Raw genomic sequence first — 16,761 nt, forward strand, 5'->3', positions numbered from 1 at the left:
GAACGGCCGGCCGGTCGGGGCCCCGCGTATGGGACCCTTTTTGGCATGAGCGAGCAGTCCACCCGAGCCGCGGCCCCGGCCGACCAGTACGTCCTCACCCTGTTCTGCCCCGACAAGCAGGGCATCGTGCACGCCGTGTCCAGCTACCTGTTCATGACCGGCTGCAACATCGAGGACAGCCAGCAGTTCGGTGACCACGACACGGGACTGTTCTTCATGCGCGTCCACTTCTCCGCCGAAGCGCCGGTGACCGTGGAGAAGCTGCGGGCGAGCTTCGCGGCGATCGGCGACGCCTTCCGGATGGACTGGCAGATCAACCGGGCCGACGAGAAGATGCGCATCCTGCTCATGGTCAGCAGGTTCGGGCACTGTCTGAACGACCTGCTGTTCCGCGCCCGGACCGGCGCGCTGCCCGTGGAGATCGCCGGCGTGGTGTCCAATCACACCGATTTCGCCGAGCTGGTGTCGTCGTACGACGTCCCCTTCCACCACATCCCCGTGCCGAAGGACGGCAAGCCGGAGGCCGAGGCCAGGCTGCTGGAGATCGTGCGCGAGGAGAACGTCGAACTCGTCGTCCTCGCCCGCTACATGCAGGTCCTCTCGGACGACCTGTGCAAGCAGCTCTCCGGCCGGATCATCAACATCCACCACTCCTTCCTGCCGAGCTTCAAGGGCGCGAAGCCCTACCACCAGGCACACGCGCGGGGTGTGAAGCTCATCGGCGCCACCGCGCACTATGTGACCGCCGACCTCGACGAGGGCCCCATCATCGAGCAGGAGGTCGAGCGGGTGGGCCACGACGTCACCCCCGAGGGGCTCGTCGCCATCGGCCGCGACGTGGAGTGCGGGGCGCTGGCGCGGGCGGTGAAGTGGCATGCGGAGCGGCGGATCCTGCTGAACGGCCGCCGGACGGTGGTGTTCGCCTAGGAACGCCCGGGGTTCGGTCCCGCAGGCGGCCGCGGGCCGTCGGCGGCCGATCGCGCAGTTCCCCGCGCCCCTTGAGCAGGCGCAGTGGACGCACCCTCAGGGGCGCGGGGAACTGCGCGAACAACCCCCACCCACCCGCAGCCGCCCACGCACCGCAACCAGCCCTCACATCCCGCGCACTCGCCTCACACCCCACCGCACCCCGCGCTACATCCTGCTCAGGCTCGCGGCAGCGAACAGCACGTCACTGATCGCCGCACGATCCCCCTCCTGCCCGACGGCAGCCTCCCGCGGCGGCACATGCCCGGCCGCGAGACGGCAGAACTCCGCGCCGTCCAGCGCGACATGCGCCACCTCGTGGTCGGCGGAGCCCTTCGCCGCGGGGGAGTCCAGCGGGATCAGCCACTCCCCGCCGCCGGATCCCTCGATCTCCAGCCGCAGGCTGCGTCCCGGTTCCCCGGCGGCGACCAGCCGCCGCTCGACGGGAGAGGCGAGACCGTGCAGCCTGCGGTGCTCCAACACGGCCGGGAGCATCCGCGCGGCCAGGTCGACCATGCGGTGCAGATGCCGGCCGGAGGGCGGTTCGTAGGGGTAGTCGACGGCCTCGGCGATGTCCTCCGCGTGCACCCAGCACTCGAAGGCCCGGTCCAGCATCGCGTCGTGCAGCGGCAGTTCGAAGTCGCCGTACGGAACCGTCGTCCGTCCGGTGCGGCCGCCCGTGAAGGACACCGTCCGCACGAGTGCGTGGCTCTGCTCCCGCCAGGGGGCACGGACGGAGCGGGTGGGCGGGTGGTGGGCGGTCCGCCAGTAGGCCTCGGTGCGGTCCGACGGGGTGGGCCGGTCGGCCGTCGCGTCGCCGAGCGGGTCGTCCAGGCCGAGGGCGACCGCGACCAGACCGTCGACCGTCAGCAGATGCGCGATCACCCCGGCGACGGTGGTGCGGCGGCTGCTCGCCTCGTCCGCCTCGTACCAGCGCAGCCGCACCGGCGCCTGCCACTCGGTGTCCCCGAAGTCCTGCAGCAGCGCGTCCAGACGCGCGGTCTCGGCGTCGTAGGCGGTGGCCCATTCGGGTACGGGGAGGCGCGGCGGGCGTCGCTCCAGGCAGGAGTCCAGGACGCGGGTGCGCAGTCCCGGGTCGAGGTCGAGGTTCTCGGGCCGGTGGAGCAGGCCGACCGCCTCCCGCAGCCGTAGTGCCTCGTCCGCGCAGGACCCGCAGGCACCGAGGTGCTCCTCGACGGCCTCCGCCTCGGCTTGCCCGCAGGCGGCCAGCGCCCAGGCGCCCAGCAGCGATTTCAGCACGTGGTGGGCCGGCTCCGGGGGCGTACCGTCCGCCCCGTTTGCGCCGGGCGTCCCGACGGCCGACCACTCGTACCGCTCCTCGGCCGGCTTCCCGGCCCGTTCCTCGGCTGGCTTCCCGGCCTGTTCCTCGGCTGGCTTCCCGGCCTGTTCCTCGGCTCGCTCCTCGGCCTGTTCCTCGGCTCGCTCCTCGGCCTGTTCCTCGGCTGGCTTCCCGGCCTGTTCCTCGGCTCGCTCCTCGGTCGGCTTCCCGGCCCGCTGTTCGGCTTGCTCACCGGACCGCTCGTCGTCGCGTGACCCGGGTCCGTCGTCGTACGGTCCGGGGCGGTGCTCACTCACGCGGCGCCCCCGATTCCGGGCGGGGCGCCCGGGGCCTCGGTGTCATGCGCGGTGGCCAGCAGTTGCAGGCCCAGGCGGAGCCGGCGGCGGGCCTCGTCGTCGGTGACGCCCAGGTCGACGGCGGTCTGGCGGTAGTCCCGGCGCTGGAAGTAGGCCAGCTCCAGGGCGGCCCGCAGCGGTGTCGGCATGGACTGGACGATGTAGTCGGCGCGAGCGGCCACCGACGCGTGCCGCAGCTTGCGCTCCAGATCCTCGGGGGTGCCCGGGCCGCCCCGGGCGAGTGCGGCGGTCTCGGTGGTGCGCAGCCGCTGCACGGCCAGCCGGTTGGTCAGCGCGGCGATCCAGCTGCGCAGCGGGCCCTCCCCGGGATCGTAGGAGTCCGGGTGCTGCCAGACGTGGGCGAAGACGTCCCGGGTGAGGGCGTCGGCCGCGTGTTCGTCGCCGACGACCCGGTGGGCGAGTCCATGGACGAGGGAGGCGAACCGGTCGTAGAGCTCACCCAGGGCCGCTGCCTCCCCCCGGGCGAGCCGCTGCTGCATCGTGCGGTCCCAGCGGGGCGGTACGTCCCTTTTCGGCATGCGGCGCTTCACCCCCTGTTCCTCCCGGGCCCCGGGCTCCCGGGCCGGTCGGTGCCCGGGGCCGGCGTGTGGCCGGTGACCTCATGAATGTAGTCGGCACGAACGAGCGTGCACGCCCCTTTGTGGCAATGTGCGCCCCCGGCAGAGCCCCAGGTGGTAAGGGGACGCCCGGGCACGTCGGAGAGCGTTCCGGACCTGCCTGCCCCCTCCCGCGTCGATCGGAACCGATCGAATCGGATCGAAGGCGACTAAAACAAGCCCTTTCCGTTCCGTTACCGTTTCTCGCTCCGTGTTTCAGGGAACGGCCGGTGGGCAGCCGCGCTGCAAGGAAGCGTAGGTACTGCTTCCGTTTCGGTGAGTGAGGGGCGTGGTCGTGACCTTCAAAGTGACCGATCGGGAGCATGGCCCATGGGCCGTGCTCCAGGTGTCGGGCGAGCTGGACCTCGTCACGTCCCCGGTGCTGCGCCAGCGGGTGCACGACGTGGTGGCCGACGGCCGGCACAGGCTCGTCCTCGATCTCTCCGAGGTGTGGTTCTGCGACTCCAGCGGGGTGGGTGTGCTTATCGCCTCCCGCCGGCTGCTGCGCTCCTGCCAGGGAAGTCTGCGGCTGATCCTCCCCGCGCGGGGAGCCGCCGACGGCAGCCACGTCAACAAGGTGCTCGGCGCTCTCGGCGTCCGCCGCCTCTTCGAGATCCACCCGGACGTCCCGTCCGCCGTCGACGAGGACTCCCGTCCGCTGTCGGCGTGAGCCGCGTTCCCTGGCCGGCGCCCGCCGTGGAACGGCTCACACGTGTCACGCGGTTGTCCTCTTGTTCCCCCGGTCTTGGTCCAGAGGCCGGATCGGGGCCACCCGGCGCCCGCAGACCACGTACGCTCCCTGCGAGACGACCCCTCTGACCTAAGGCGGCCTGAAAGAGACATGGTCACCAGCGAGTACGAGCGCAGGATCGCGGCCCGGTTCGCCACCTTCGACCAGGACGGCAACGGCTGCATCGACCGTCAGGACTTCAGCGGAGCGGCCAAGGCGCTGCTCACCGAGTTCGGCACCGCCGCCCGCTCCGACCGGGGCCAGGCCCTGTACATCGGCGCCGAGGCGTTCTGGCAGGGCATGGCGGGCATCGCGGACCGGGACGGCGATCAGCGCATCACGCGCGAGGAGTTCGTGAACGGCGCCGTCAAGCGGCTGCGGGACAACCCGGAGCGCTTCGCCGAGATCGCCCGCCCCTTCCTGCACGCGGCGCTCGCCGTCGCCGGCACCGGGGACGGCGGAGCGGTCGGTGTCGAGGACACCGCACGGGTGCTCATGGTGCTCGGTGTCGCCGAGGACCTCGCCCGTTCCGTCGCCGCCGCGCTGGACACCGACGGCGACGGCAGGATCGACGAGGAGGAGATCGTGCGGGCCTTCGCCCGCTACTTCACCGTTCCCGAATGACGCACCCCCGGCGGATGTCACCGATTGTGGCATTCCCGTGATCACGGAGCGTCGGGACCGGTTCGTGTCCTCGGCGTGACTCGTCACGGCCCGGAGTCGGACGTCCGCTCCGGTACCTTGTGTGAGATGCGAGTCGTTGTGAGCACGCACCGCGACGGAGTCGCCCCCGAGGCGGCTCCGTCTCCGCTGGTACCTGCGGTTGCGCGCCCGGTACCTGCGGTTGCTCGCCGCGTGGCCGGGCCGGCCGACGCCGCCTCCCCGGCCGCCTGTGACGGGGGTCGCACAGTATGCCGCACGTGTACTCCTTCGCGCTGGAATATGCCCGAAGCGCTTGTTGACGTGACTGTACGTCAACCATGCTGTCCCACAAGGGACTCACGTTCCGTGACCCCTGTCCCGGCCGTTGTTCTAGCCATGCGGAAAATGGCTACGATCGTGGCCCTCGTGAGGCGCGAGTCCAAGTGTCCGCCGGTTCGGATGGTGTGAGCGGTGCAGGTGCTTCAAGTGCAGCTGGAGATCCGGCCCGACCCCGCTGAGGTGGGGCGGGCGCGGCGATGGGCCCGCTCCCGGCTGGCCGGGTCCGGTATAGGGGCCGACGAACCGCTGGCCGAGACCCTGATCCTGCTCGTCTCGGAGCTTGTCACCAACGCCGTGGTGCACACCGGCTGTCCGGCCGTGCTGCGGCTCTCCCTGCCGGTCGCGGAGGCGGCCGAGGAGGCGCCCGAGGAGGCCGTCGTCCGTCTGGAGGTGGCCGACCGCAGCGACCGGGCGCCGGTGCCGCGCTGCGTGAACGGCGAGTCGACCGGGGGACGCGGACTCGCCCTCGTCGACGGCCTGGCCGACCGCTGGGGCTGGAGCGCCGAAGGGGCGGGCAAACGCATCTGGTGCGAACTCGACCGCTGCGCCCAGGGATCCGAGGCGGCGCGGCCCTGCGGCGGGGGCGCCGCGGCGGCCTACGACGGACTGGCCTACGAAGCGGTCTGAGCGCGCGTTGCCGCGCGGGTGCGGACCGTCCGCCCCCGGAGGGGCACGGGTGCACGGTGGGCCGGTCGTACGAGGCGGTGTGCGGGCCGGTGCGCCGGGTGTGCTTCCGTGCGCCGCGCCGTTGACCAGGGATTGTGTCACGTCCGTCCCCTCTCGCCCGAACCGGTATTGACGCGCCGTGACCGTTTGATCACGCTGTTCGTCAGCGATTCGCCGTGAGGGGACGGCGAGGGTCCGGCGACGGGAGCCCTCGACGAGTGTGGGTCGTGATGCGGCGTCGGTTCCCCAGGGCCGAGGGGGACCCGGGAGGGAACGCCGAGCCGAAGAGCGGTGCGGCGCTGCCGTGCTCGGGGCGGAGAGCGCCGCACCGCCACCGGGGCCCGGGCCGTGTCCGTGGCGTCGCCGGCCCGGCGCCTCGATCGGTGGCGACCGCGCCCCGGCCGTCCACAGGCTGTGGAAAACTTCTCCCTCACCCGGACACGGACGCGGCCACCCCCTCCTGCCGCCCGCCGGCCCGGAAGGTCCGCCGGTACGCCGTGGGGGTCACCCCCAGTGCCGCCTGGAGGTGCTGCCGCATCGACTGCGCCGTACCGAAACCGGCGTCGCGCGCCACCTGGTCCACGGACAGACCGGTGGACTCCAGCAGGTGCCGGGCCCGCTCCACCCGCTGCTGGGTCAGCCACTGCCCCGGGCTGACCCCGGCCTCCTCCCGGAAGCGGCGCGTGAAGGTACGCACCGACATCGACTCCCGCGCGGCCATGTCCCGCAGCTGGATCGGCTCGTGCAGCCTGTCCAGCGCCCACGCGCGGGCAGCGCTCGTCGACGCCTGCCGCGGATCGGGCACCGGCCGCCGGATGAACTGCGCCTGCCCGCCGTCCCGGTGCGGCGGTACGACCGTACGCCGGGCCACGTCGTTGGCCACGACGGCGCCGTGGTCGCGCCGCACCATGTGCAGGCACAGGTCGATGCCGGCCGCGACGCCCGCCGAGGTCAGAATGTCGCCGTCGTCGATGAACAGCACGTCCGGGTCCACCCGGACCCGGGGGAAGAGCTCCTGGAAGCGCTCGGCGTCCGCCCAGTGCGTGGTCGCGGGGCGCCCGTCGAGGCGCCCGGCGGCGGCCAGGACGTAGACGCCGGTGCAGATGGACGCGATCCGGGTGCCGGGCCGGATCAGGGCGAAGGCGGCGGCCAGTTCGTCGGTGAGCTCACCGCGCGCGTAGACCGGGCCGAGTTCGTAGGAGGCCGGGATGATCACCGTGTCGGCGGTGGCGAGAGCCTCGGGGCCGTGGGCGACGTGGAGGGAGAAGTCGGCGTCCGTCTCGACGGGACCGGGCGGCCGGACCGAGCAGGTGACCACCTCGTACAGCCGCCGCCCGTGCCCGTCGCGGGGGCCGCCGAAGATGCGGTGCGGGATGCCCGTCTCGAACGGCAGCAGCCCGTCGAGGGCGAGGACGACGACCCGGTGCGGCCGGAAGGCGTCGGATGCGGGGGTGTGCTCGGCCGGATCCATGGCCCGATCCTAGCGAACGCTGTCCTTCGGGCCACTCGATGCGGCGGCCTCCGGCACCGGAAGCTCTATGACGTGACACAGACAAGCCAGCCAGCAGCGCAGCCAGGAGCGCGGACAGCCGCCGTCGTGGAGCCGCCCGCGAGCGGCCGCGGGCCCGCCCGCCGCCGGGTCCACCGCGCGTGGTTCGTCGCCGCCGTCACCTTCGTGACGATCATCGGCGCCGCCGCGTTCCGTTCCGTGCCGGGCCTGTTCATCGACCCGCTGCACACGGAGTTCGGCTGGTCGCGCGGGACCATCGGCGCGGCGGTCTCCGTGAACCTGGCGCTGTACGGCCTCACCGCGCCGTTCGCCGCCGCGCTGATGGACCGCTACGGCATCCGGCGGGTCGTCGCGGTCGCGCTCACCGTGATCGCGCTCGGCTCGGGACTGACGGTGTGGATGACCGCGGCCTGGCAGCTGATCCTGTGCTGGGGTCTGCTGGTCGGCCTCGGCTCCGGCTCCATGGCGCTGGCCTTCGCCGCCACCGTGACCAACCGCTGGTTCACCGAGCGCCGCGGCCTGGTCACCGGCATCCTCACCGCGGCGTCCGCCTCCGGACAGCTGATCTTCCTGCCCGTGCTCTCCTGGATCGTCGCCACGTACGACTGGCGGCCGGCCGCCGTCACCGTGGCGCTCGCCGCCCTCGCGGTGGTGCCGTTCGTCTGGCTGCTGCTGCACGACCACCCGGCCGACGTGGGCCAGAAGCCCTACGGGGCGAAGGAGTTCGTACCCAAGCCCGCGCCGGTGCCGGGTGCCGCCCGGCGCGCCCTGACCGTGCTGTTCTCGGCGGCGCGGACCGGGCCCTTCTGGCTGCTCGCCGGAACCTTCGCGATCTGTGGCGCCTCGACGAACGGTCTGATCCAGACCCACTTCGTGCCCGCGTCCCACGACCACGGCATGCCGATCACGACGGCGGCGTCGCTGCTGGCGGTCATCGGGGTGTTCGATGTCGTCGGGACGGTGGCGTCCGGATGGTTCACCGACCGGTACGACTCGCGGCGGCTGCTCGCCGTGTACTACGCGCTGCGGGGTGTCTCGCTGCTGTTCCTGCCGATGCTGCTGGCGCCGGGTGTGCATCCGCCGATGATCTTCTTCATCGTGTTCTACGGGCTCGACTGGGTCGCGACGGTGCCGCCGACGCTGGCGCTGTGCCGGGAGCACTACGGGGACGACAGCCCGATCGTCTTCGGGTGGGTGCTCGCCTCCCATCAGGTGGGGGCGGCCGTGGTCGCCTTCGTGGGGGGTGTCGCCCGGGACGCGTTCGGGTCGTACGACGTGGTCTGGGTCGCGTCGGGCGCGTTGTGCGCGGCGGCGGCGCTGATGGCGCTGGTGATCCGGCGCCGTACGGACGGTGCGCGCGTGGCGGCCGTCTGACCGCCCGCGCACGTCGCGGGCAGCCGTCCCGCGGGGGCACCGGTGGGCGTGCCGGCCTCCCCGCGAGCGCCGGGTCGCGCGGCCGCCCCGCCCGTTCCCGCCGGGGATCACGTGACGGGGAGCCGGGACACGCCTTTCGCACGGGAGAGGGCCTTGGCGATCCGCTCGGCGTCCAGCGCCAGTTCGCGGAGGTTGCCGCTGATCGGGTTGGTGTAGCCGGTGAAGTGGAGGCCCGGGGCGCCCGGCGGGGTGCGGGGGCCGTGTGCCACGGGTCTGCCGCGGTCGTCGAGGACGTCGAGGTCACCGACCAGGGTCTCCAGCCCGCGGACGTACCCCGTGGCCGCTATCACCGCGTCCGGGGTGACGCGCCCGCCGTCGGCGAGGACGACCTCGCCCTCCTCGAAACCCTTCACGGCGGCCACGATCTCCACCGTCCCCTTGCGCACCGCGTCGATCAGCCCGACGTCCTGTACGGGGATGGCGCCCTCCCGCACCCTGCTGTACAGACCGGAGTCGGGCCGGGGCAGGCCCTGGGCCGACAGGTCCGGGAGCGCCACCCGCGCCTGGACCCGGGACAGCCGGTCGACGAGGCCGACCGGCAGCCGCCGTACCAGGATGCCCGAGTACTGCGCGGGCCAGCCCGCGGTCGAGCGGCGCACGATGTGCGGCGGGGTGCGGACCGCCAGCCGCACCCGGGAGGCGCCCCCCTCCACCAGATCCACGGCTATCTCGGCGCCCGTGTTGCCGATGCCCACGACGAGCACGTCCCGGCCGGCGAAGGGCTTCGGCTCGCGGTACTCGGAGGCGTGCAGGAACTCTCCGGTGTACGTGTCCCGGCCGGACCAGTCCGGGAGGCGCGGGGTGTGGTTGTACCCGGTGGCGACGACGACCGCCGCGCCGGTCAGCTCGCGCCCCCCGGTGGCGCGCAGCAGCCAGCCGCTGCCGTCCGGGGTGCGTTCGACCCGGGTGACCTCGACGCCGGTGACGATCTCCAGGCGGTGGTGTTCGGCGTACTTCTCCAGGTAGCGCACCATGTCCTCCCGGGCCACCCACCGGCCGAACCGGCGGGGCATCGGCAGTCCGGGCAGGGCGGAGAGACGACGGGTGGTGTGCAGGCGCAGCCGGTCGTAGTGGCGCCGCCAGGAGGCGCCGACGCGGTCGGACCGCTCCAGGACGACGGCCCGTATCCCCCGGGCGCGCAGGGCGTACGCGACGGAGAGCCCGCCCGGTCCGCCGCCGATGACGTAGACGGGGCGGTCCGGGGGGTTCGGCGCGGTGGACCGCGCGGAGGTGGGCGAGTCGGAGGAATCGGTCATGAGCGCGAGCGTAATCCCATGCCTGGTTGATGGGTATCGGTCAAGACCGAAATTGGTTGCGGATTGATCACATCGGTGCATGGGGTGCGCGAGTTCGCAGGAAACCCATGGCCACCCGCGCGACACGGCGACCCGGTGACACCCTCCGGATCCTGGTGGGCGGCAGCGGCTTCGTGCTTCGATCCCGGACGCGGTGGCGGCTTCCGTGTCCCGCTTCCGGTTCCTGTCGCTGTGGCGGCTTCCGTGTCCCGCTTCCGGTTCCTGTCGCTGTGGCGGCTTCCGTGTCCCGCTCCCGGTTCCTGTCGCCGTGGCGGCCCCGCCATACCCGCCGGTCTCCGGCCGCCGGCCTCAGGGCCAGAGCGACTCCCTGATCCACTCCCCGGCCGCGGCACCCCGCCGGTAGCGCAGCCGGACGTGCCGCCGCCGGGTGTCGCCCTGGAAGAACTCCACCTCGTCCGGCCGCAGGTGGTACAGCGTCCAGGACGGCACCGGCGTCCCCGGCTCCCGCCGGGCCCGCTCCCAGGCCTCCTCCGAGGCCCGCGCCAGTTCCTCCGCCGAGCCGAGGACCCGGCTCTGGCTGCCGGTGAGGGCGGCGGCCAGCGCACCCGTCGAACGGGCGTGCAGATCCGCCTGTGCCTCCTCGGCCGGAGCGACCTCCACGGGCCCGCGCACCCGCACCTGACGGCCCAGCACCTGCCAGTAGAAGACCAGCGCGGCATACGGACGGGCGGCGAGCTGCCCGCCCTTGCGGCTGTGCGCATGGGTCGCGAAGGACCAGCCGCTGTCGTCGGCGCCGTGCAGCGTGACGATCCGTGCGTCGGGCAGCCCTTCCGCGTCCGCCGTGGCCAGCGACATGGTGTGCGGATCGGGCTGCCCGGCCGCGGCCGCCTCCGCCAGCCACCGCGCGAACAGCGGCAGCGGTAGGGCGGGCGCGGTGTCGGGCTCGAACGGCGGCAGGGTGGTGACCGCCGGGTCCCACACCCGAAGCGACCTCAGCAGCTCGTGAAGACCGGGTTCCATACCCCGATTGTCGGTGGTGCGGCCCGGTCAGATCGACCCGAGGTCCGACGACACCCAGCGCTCCGGCCGCATCCGCACCACGACCTGTTCGCCGTGGTTCTTCCAGGCGAAGTCGACGTATCCCTCGACCTTGTCCGGCGGAAGGTAGCGGGCGGAGAGCTCCCGGAGCCGTTCGATCGTGGCCGGAGTGGTGTCGACGACCGGGCCCTCGACGGAGACGTAGCGGATGGTCGGTTCGAGGCGGTCCACCATGAGCGAGAACCGCCCCGCCGCGCCGATCAGCCGGTTCTTGCGCGAGTCGAGGCCGGTGAGGATCCACAGGTCGCCGCCGGGCGCGTACTGGTACCAGATCGGCACGGTCAGCGGGGCGCGGCCGTCCCCGGCGTCGACCGCGATCGCGGCGACATGGGGTTCGGCCAGGAACTGCTCACGTTCTTCGCGGGTCAGGGCCATGACGGGTTCCTCCTGCGATGGGTGTGCCGGGGCGGCGGCGCGCCGGTTCGGGCGTGCGGTCGGGGCTCCCCGGATGCAACGCGGGCCGCGCGGGGAGGATTCCTCGTCCATCGGACCAGCTCCGCCCCGTACCACGCGACAGGCGGCGGTCCACCGGAGTGAACCGCCGCCTCGATGACAGGACTTGTGAGGTCGCGCGGGGTGTGCGTGCCGCCGGGCGGCTACTTCGTCGGCTTTCTGCCGGTCACCCCCAGGTGGACCAGCAGGGCCAGGTTGGGCTTGATCTCGGCCTGCTTCACACCCCAGGAGGAGAAACCTTTCTGGTGCGATGCCACGGCCGCGAGCATGGCGACCAGGGAGCCGGCGACCGCCCCGGGATTCACGTCCTTGTCGATCCGTCCCTTGGACTGCAACTCGGCGACCGATTCGGTGAGCGAGGTGTTCACCGAGTTCAGGACCTTCATACGGATCTTGTAGAAGCGTTTGTCGCCCTCGGCGGCACCGAGATCCACGACCCGCAGGATCGCGTCGTTCCTCCGCCAGAACTCCAGGAAGCCGTCGACGAGTTCCTGCGCTGTCTGCCAGCCGGCCCGCCCGGCCCACGAGCGGCCCGCGACCAGTTCCGTCAACTCGCCGCTCTCGGCCGCCATTTTCTCGGCCAGCTCCAGAACGGCGCCCTCGACGTCCGGGAAGTACTGGTAGAAGGTCGCCGGCGAAGTCCCCGCCCGGCGGGCGACATCGATGACTTTGACATCCCGGTAGGGCGAGGAGCTGAGCATCTCGCTGAGGCAGTCGAGCAGCTTCTGCCGGGTCGCCTGCCCACGCCGGCCGGCCACGCGGCCGTCGACGGTACGCACTTGTCCTGTCATGACGTCAGCTTACCGACGGGTGATGCGGGCGCTATTCGGCCGACTGCAAATGGGGTGCGCGGCCCCCTGGACGCTGGTGTGCCTGGTCTGCGGGGTGCGGCCGGCGCGGCTAGTTTGGCGGCATGGCCGAAAACAGGGCATCGGAGTACAGGGCGTCCCAGTACGCGGAGGGCACCCCGTGCTGGGTGGACGCGCAGTTGCCGGACGTGGAGGCGGGCAAGCGTTTCTACGGCGAGCTCTTCGGGTGGACCTTCGAGGAGCAGCCGCAGGGGACCGTGCGGGCGCTGAAGGACGGGGAAGCGGTCGCCTCCCTCGCGCACAAGACGGACGGCCGGCTGCCCACCGTGTGGACGGTCTCCTTCGCGACCCCCGACGCCGGGGCGCTGTGCGGGCGGATCCGTGCGGCCGGCGGAAGCGTCGTCTCCCCGCCGCTGCCCTTCGGAGACCTGGGCCACACCGCGCTCGTCACCGATCCCGAGGGTGCCGTGTTCTCCCTGTGGCAGGGCGCACGGTCCCCCGGCTTCGGCCGTCGGCACGCACCGGGCACCTTCGCCTGGGTGCAGCTCTACGCACGGAACACCGAGGCGGCCAACACGTTCTACGGCGATCTCTTCCACGATGCCCTGTTCGGGCCGGACGCAGACCCCGACTTCGGCCGCGCACAGGTCTCCGACGTCTTCGCCGCCGAGATGCCGCCCCATCTCCTGGTCCACTTCGCCGTCGAGGACCTCACGGCGGGCCTCGCGGAGGTGACCCGGCTCGGCGGGCGGGTCCAGGTTCCGCCCTTCGAGACGTCCTACGGAACGGTGGCCGTGGTCACCGACAATCAGGGGGCGTCCTTCGCGCTGCTGTACCGCTGAGCCGTTTCCGCCCGCGGTGTCATATGTAAACCTGGACACCCGATTTGTCGGCCGGTTCGCAACCGGGCGCCCGGACAGGAAGAATCGGGGTGCGTGGCGCCACGGCGGTGCGGGGGTGAGACGCTGCACTACGGTCGCGCACAGGTGGTGGCGCGACTCGTACGGGGAGGTGGCAGGCAAGTGGTGGATCAGCTGACGCAGCACGATCCGCGGCGTATCGGGCCGTTCGAGGTGCTGGGACGGCTGGGAGCCGGCGGCATGGGGCTGGTCTATCTCGCGCGCTCGGCGTCCGGCCGGCGGGTGGCGATCAAGACGGTCCGCACGGAGCTGGCGGAGGACCAGCTCTTCCGGGTCCGTTTCACGCGCGAGGTGGAGGCGGCCCGCGCGGTCTCCGGTTTCTACACGGCCGCCGTCGTGGACGCCGATCCGCGCGCCGCCGTGCCGTGGCTGGCCACCGCCTACGTTCCCGCGCCCTCCCTCGAGGAGATAGTGAACGAGTGCGGGCCGCTGCCGGCCCAGGCGGTGCGCTGGCTCGCGGCCGGCGTCGCGGAGGCCCTCCAGTCGATCCACGGTGCGGGGCTGGTCCACCGCGACCTCAAGCCCTCCAACGTCCTCGTCGTCGAGGACGGCCCCCGGGTGATCGACTTCGGCATCGCGTCCGGCGTGTCGAACACCCGTCTGACGATGACGAACGTCGCCGTCGGTACCCCCGCCTACATGTCCCCGGAGCAGGCCAAGGACTCGCGCAGCGTCACCGGCGCGAGCGACGTCTTCTCGCTCGGCTCGATGCTCGTCTTCGCCGCCACCGGTCACCCGCCCTTCCACGGCGCCAACCCCGTCGAGACCGTCTTCATGCTGCTGCGTGAGGGCCCGGACCTCGAAGGGCTCCCGGACGAGCTGCGCCCGCTCATCGAGGCGTGCATGCAGCTGGAGGCCACGGCCCGGCCCAACCCCGCCGACCTCCAGGCCCAGCTCGCTCCGCACCTCTTCGGCTCCGGCTCCGACGACAGCGGTACGGCGTCGGCGTGGCTGCCCGAGCGGGCGGTCAGCCTGATCGAGACCCGCCGGGGTGGCCGTCCGACGCCCAGGCCCCCGCACGGGGGCGGCCGCAGCGTCGGCGGCGCCCGTCACCACGCACCGCCCCCGCCGCCGCACGCCCCCGTCGTCCCGCCGCCCCCTTCCAGGCCGGCCCCGGTGGGCGCGCACGCGGGAGCGCATGCGGGCGGACACCCGGGTGCGCACGCCGGTCCGGCCCTGGGCGCCCCGGTGGGTGCCCCCGACACCGGCCCCGTACGTCTGGCGGGCGCGATGGTCCCCATCGGTCCCGGCCCGCGCGTCGCCGACACGCGCGCGGCCGCCGTCAAGGCACCCCCGCCGGAGGCCGCCCTCGCCGCCACCTGGTCCAAGCCCCGCCCCGGCGTCAACGGCGCCGACCCGGCCGTACCGGCGCCCACCGCCGCGCCGGAGCACCCCAGTGGCTGGCGTCCGTGGCGCTTCCGGATGTCCAACGACGTCTGGGGCACCCCCGCCGTCGACGGCGACCTCGTCTACGTCACCTCCTTCGAGGTGCACGCCCTCGACGTCGCCACCGGCCGGCGCCGCTTCAAGACCCGCGACGTCGCCTGGTCGATGGCGGTCGCCGACGGCCGTATCCACGCCTCCGACGGCCCCACCCTCTTCGCCCTGGACGCCCGCGAGGGCGGTGACCTGTGGCGGCTGTCCACGGACGCCTGGGTGTACTCCCTGAAGGCCGACCGCGGCACCGTCGTCACCGGCACACGCGGTGGTGGCGTCCAGGCCTGGGAGGCGGCCACCGGTCAGAAGCTGTGGGAGATCAGCGGCTGCCAGACCGACTTCGAGTCCCCCGAGGCCGGGCCGTCCGTCCACGAGGGCACCGTCTACGTCTGGCAGGACGCCCGCCTGCGCGCCCTCGACGCCCGCACCGGCGACGAGCGCTGGTCGTACCCCATCGGTGACGCCGCCTCCTGCGGTGGAGTCCCGGTCCGCCTCGCCCACGCGCCCGACGGCCATGTCTACGTCTCCGCCGGCACCCGCGTCCTCGCCATCGATGTCACCGGCGGCCACGTCCGCTGGCACTTCGAGGCCCCGGCGGTCTTCCTCTGCCCGCCCGCCTTCGTCCCCGGCCCCGCGGTGACCGGCGGCGGTGTCTACCTCGCCGACTACCTCGGCACGGTCTACGCCCTCGACGCCACCGACGGCCGCGACCGCTGGCGCATCGCCACCGAGTCCCGCGCCTCCATCGAACCGGTCCTGGTCGCCGCGGGACACGTCCATGTGGGCAGCGGCAAGGGCCTCTACACCCTGGACGCGGTCACCGGCACGCCCAAGTGGCGCTTCCAGTCGGGCGGCGAGATCGTGGGCGCCCCCGTGGTCGCCGAGGGCCGCATCCACTTCGGCTCCAGCGACCACCTGCTGTACACCCTCAAGGCCGACGACGGCCGCCTGAGGTGGAAGCTGGCGACCGGCGGCGAGATCACCGGCTCCCCGGTGGTCCGGGACGGCGTGGTGTACGCGTGCAGCAAGGACCGCTGTGTGTACGCGCTGGACGCGGAGAAGGGGACGGGAACGGCCCGGACGGCTTAGGGCCTGTCCGGCGGATCATGCCGGGGACGTGGGGTCCGGCTGGACGGATACCCTCGGTCACCTCCGGCCTGATCCGACGCACACCCCCTGGGGGCGGACGGTGCGGTGCCGTACGGGTGCGGGACGGTCGACGGACGGTGACAGGGCCGTGACGTGCACACGGCTAGCCTGACGGCCATGCGGATTCGGGGGAACACACTCGGGCTCACGGCCGTCTCGGCACTCGTCGTCCTCGCCCTCACCGGCTTCTCGACCGGCCGCGGGCACGGCGGCAGCAGCGGCGACGGGGGCGGCTGCAGCAGTTCGTCCCAGAACCACGACTCGTCGTCGGGCTCCGGGGGAGGCTCACACCGGTACGACGACGACGATGACGACGAGGGCGGCACGGGCGGCGGCGGCGACGCCGGCGACGCGCCCTCGTCCTCCACGGTCGCCACGGTGGACCTGCTGACCTGCGCCTCGAAGGACAACCCGTACGCCACGGTCCAGGTCACCAACCCCCACGCCACGGACGGCGTGTTCACCGTCACCGTGACCTTCGAGGACACGAGCGGCGCGGAGGTCGTCACGCGGACACAGGCGGTCGCCGTACCCGCGGGAGACACCGTGACAACGGAGATGAACGTGGAAACCGTCGACGACGTGACCCGGATCGCCGACTGCGACCCGGTCCCGTACGCCCCGGCGGTCGGCTGACCGGCCCGTCGCCGACGGGTGACCGCCGGGCCACTCGTCAGCGGTCTTCCCGGCGCGGGTCACCGGGGCACGCCGCGGGAAACCCGCCCGGACACACGTCGGCCGCGACGGCCTCCCCTCCGCGCCGCCGCGGCCGATCCCCGTGCGGGAAAGGTCTACTTGCCGTCCCGGTCCAGGTCCAACTGGGGCGGAGCCGGCATGTTGTTGTCCATCGTCGTGATGGTGTCCCCGGCGGGCTCGCTGGGCATGTTGTTGTCCTGGGTGGTCGGGGTTCCGTCCGACGCCGGGGGGCTGGGCATGTTGTTGTCCAGCGGCTTGGCGTCCGAGTCCCTCATGCTGTCGGCCATGGAGTTGCTCCCCTTCTGCGGTGACACGCTGCGGTGACACGTCCGGAGCGCCCACCCGGAAGCTCCCCCGAGTACTGCCGGGCGGGCGCGTGGAGCCGCACAGTAACTCCTGAGGGC

The 16,761-nt window shown here is 72.7% G+C and carries 16 protein-coding genes; 8 read left to right on the forward strand and 8 right to left on the reverse strand.

What is annotated here, in order from left to right:
- Positions 1–45 precede the first annotated feature (45 nt).
- A complete protein-coding gene (gene purU / locus ACIF9R_RS08895) occupies positions 46–927 on the forward strand; it encodes a formyltetrahydrofolate deformylase (RefSeq protein ID WP_399976296.1) in 882 nt (293 codons plus the stop codon).
- 207 nt (positions 928–1,134) lie between these two features.
- On the opposite strand, the gene ACIF9R_RS08900 is transcribed toward purU, so the two are convergent.
- Positions 1,135–2,562, reverse strand: coding sequence for a maleylpyruvate isomerase N-terminal domain-containing protein (locus ACIF9R_RS08900; protein ID WP_399976298.1), 1,428 nt, complete (start codon positions 2,560–2,562; stop codon positions 1,135–1,137).
- Positions 2,559–3,140 (reverse strand): sigma-70 family RNA polymerase sigma factor, encoded by a 582-nt coding sequence (locus tag ACIF9R_RS08905; protein WP_399976300.1) that lies wholly within the window; start codon positions 3,138–3,140, stop codon positions 2,559–2,561. The genes ACIF9R_RS08900 and ACIF9R_RS08905 overlap by 4 nt, the downstream gene beginning before the upstream one ends.
- A gap of 367 nt (positions 3,141–3,507) precedes the next feature.
- Between ACIF9R_RS08905 and ACIF9R_RS08910 the strand changes: the two genes are divergently transcribed.
- From ACIF9R_RS08910 to ACIF9R_RS08920, 3 genes are all read left to right on the forward strand, one after another.
- Positions 3,508–3,888, forward strand: coding sequence for an STAS domain-containing protein (locus ACIF9R_RS08910; RefSeq protein ID WP_399976303.1), 381 nt, complete (start codon positions 3,508–3,510; stop codon positions 3,886–3,888).
- 171 nt (positions 3,889–4,059) lie between these two features.
- The gene (locus ACIF9R_RS08915; protein WP_399976306.1) at positions 4,060–4,572 is read left to right on the forward strand and encodes an EF-hand domain-containing protein; all 513 of its coding nucleotides are present in this window, start codon (positions 4,060–4,062) and stop codon (positions 4,570–4,572) included.
- A 504-nt stretch (positions 4,573–5,076) separates the two neighbouring features.
- Positions 5,077–5,556, forward strand: coding sequence for an ATP-binding protein (locus tag ACIF9R_RS08920; protein ID WP_399976653.1), 480 nt, complete (start codon positions 5,077–5,079; stop codon positions 5,554–5,556).
- 469 nt (positions 5,557–6,025) lie between these two features.
- Here ACIF9R_RS08920 and ACIF9R_RS08925 read toward each other — a convergent pair whose 3' ends face one another.
- The gene (locus ACIF9R_RS08925) at positions 6,026–7,066 is read right to left on the reverse strand and encodes a GlxA family transcriptional regulator (RefSeq protein WP_399976309.1); all 1,041 of its coding nucleotides are present in this window, start codon (positions 7,064–7,066) and stop codon (positions 6,026–6,028) included.
- Positions 7,067–7,138: 72 nt separating this feature from the next.
- Between ACIF9R_RS08925 and ACIF9R_RS08930 the strand changes: the two genes are divergently transcribed.
- A complete protein-coding gene (locus ACIF9R_RS08930; protein WP_399976311.1) occupies positions 7,139–8,479 on the forward strand; it encodes an MFS transporter in 1,341 nt (446 codons plus the stop codon).
- Positions 8,480–8,586: 107 nt separating this feature from the next.
- Here ACIF9R_RS08930 and ACIF9R_RS08935 read toward each other — a convergent pair whose 3' ends face one another.
- From ACIF9R_RS08935 to ACIF9R_RS08950, 4 genes are all read right to left on the reverse strand, one after another.
- Complete coding sequence (locus tag ACIF9R_RS08935; protein WP_399976314.1) at positions 8,587–9,795, reverse strand: flavin-containing monooxygenase; 1,209 nt, start codon at positions 9,793–9,795, stop codon at positions 8,587–8,589.
- Positions 9,796–10,143: 348 nt separating this feature from the next.
- Positions 10,144–10,815 carry a pyridoxal 5'-phosphate synthase gene (locus ACIF9R_RS08940; protein WP_399976317.1) on the reverse strand — a complete coding sequence of 224 codons (672 nt, stop codon included), beginning with the start codon at positions 10,813–10,815 and terminating at the stop codon, positions 10,144–10,146.
- A 27-nt stretch (positions 10,816–10,842) separates the two neighbouring features.
- Entirely contained in the window at positions 10,843–11,268 is a 426-nt protein-coding gene (locus tag ACIF9R_RS08945) for a pyridoxamine 5'-phosphate oxidase family protein (protein WP_399976320.1), read from the reverse strand.
- A gap of 221 nt (positions 11,269–11,489) precedes the next feature.
- Positions 11,490–12,125: a TetR family transcriptional regulator gene (locus ACIF9R_RS08950; RefSeq protein ID WP_399976656.1), complete on the reverse strand. Its 636-nt coding sequence runs from the start codon at positions 12,123–12,125 to the stop codon at positions 11,490–11,492.
- Positions 12,126–12,259: 134 nt separating this feature from the next.
- Here ACIF9R_RS08950 and ACIF9R_RS08955 point away from each other — a divergent pair, with 134 nt between their 5' ends.
- From ACIF9R_RS08955 to ACIF9R_RS08965, 3 genes are all read left to right on the forward strand, one after another.
- A complete protein-coding gene (locus ACIF9R_RS08955) occupies positions 12,260–12,997 on the forward strand; it encodes a VOC family protein (protein WP_399976322.1) in 738 nt (245 codons plus the stop codon).
- Positions 12,998–13,177: 180 nt separating this feature from the next.
- Entirely contained in the window at positions 13,178–15,601 is a 2,424-nt protein-coding gene (locus tag ACIF9R_RS08960) for a PQQ-binding-like beta-propeller repeat protein (protein WP_399976325.1), read from the forward strand.
- Positions 15,602–15,778: 177 nt separating this feature from the next.
- The gene (locus ACIF9R_RS08965) at positions 15,779–16,297 is read left to right on the forward strand and encodes a hypothetical protein (protein ID WP_399976327.1); all 519 of its coding nucleotides are present in this window, start codon (positions 15,779–15,781) and stop codon (positions 16,295–16,297) included.
- Positions 16,298–16,452: 155 nt separating this feature from the next.
- On the opposite strand, the gene ACIF9R_RS08970 is transcribed toward ACIF9R_RS08965, so the two are convergent.
- The gene (locus ACIF9R_RS08970) at positions 16,453–16,644 is read right to left on the reverse strand and encodes a hypothetical protein (protein ID WP_399976330.1); all 192 of its coding nucleotides are present in this window, start codon (positions 16,642–16,644) and stop codon (positions 16,453–16,455) included.
- Positions 16,645–16,761: the final 117 nt, after the last annotated feature.

The organism is Streptomyces sp. NPDC086080 (assembly GCF_044540255.1).
Lineage (GTDB): Bacteria > Actinomycetota > Actinomycetes > Streptomycetales > Streptomycetaceae > Streptomyces.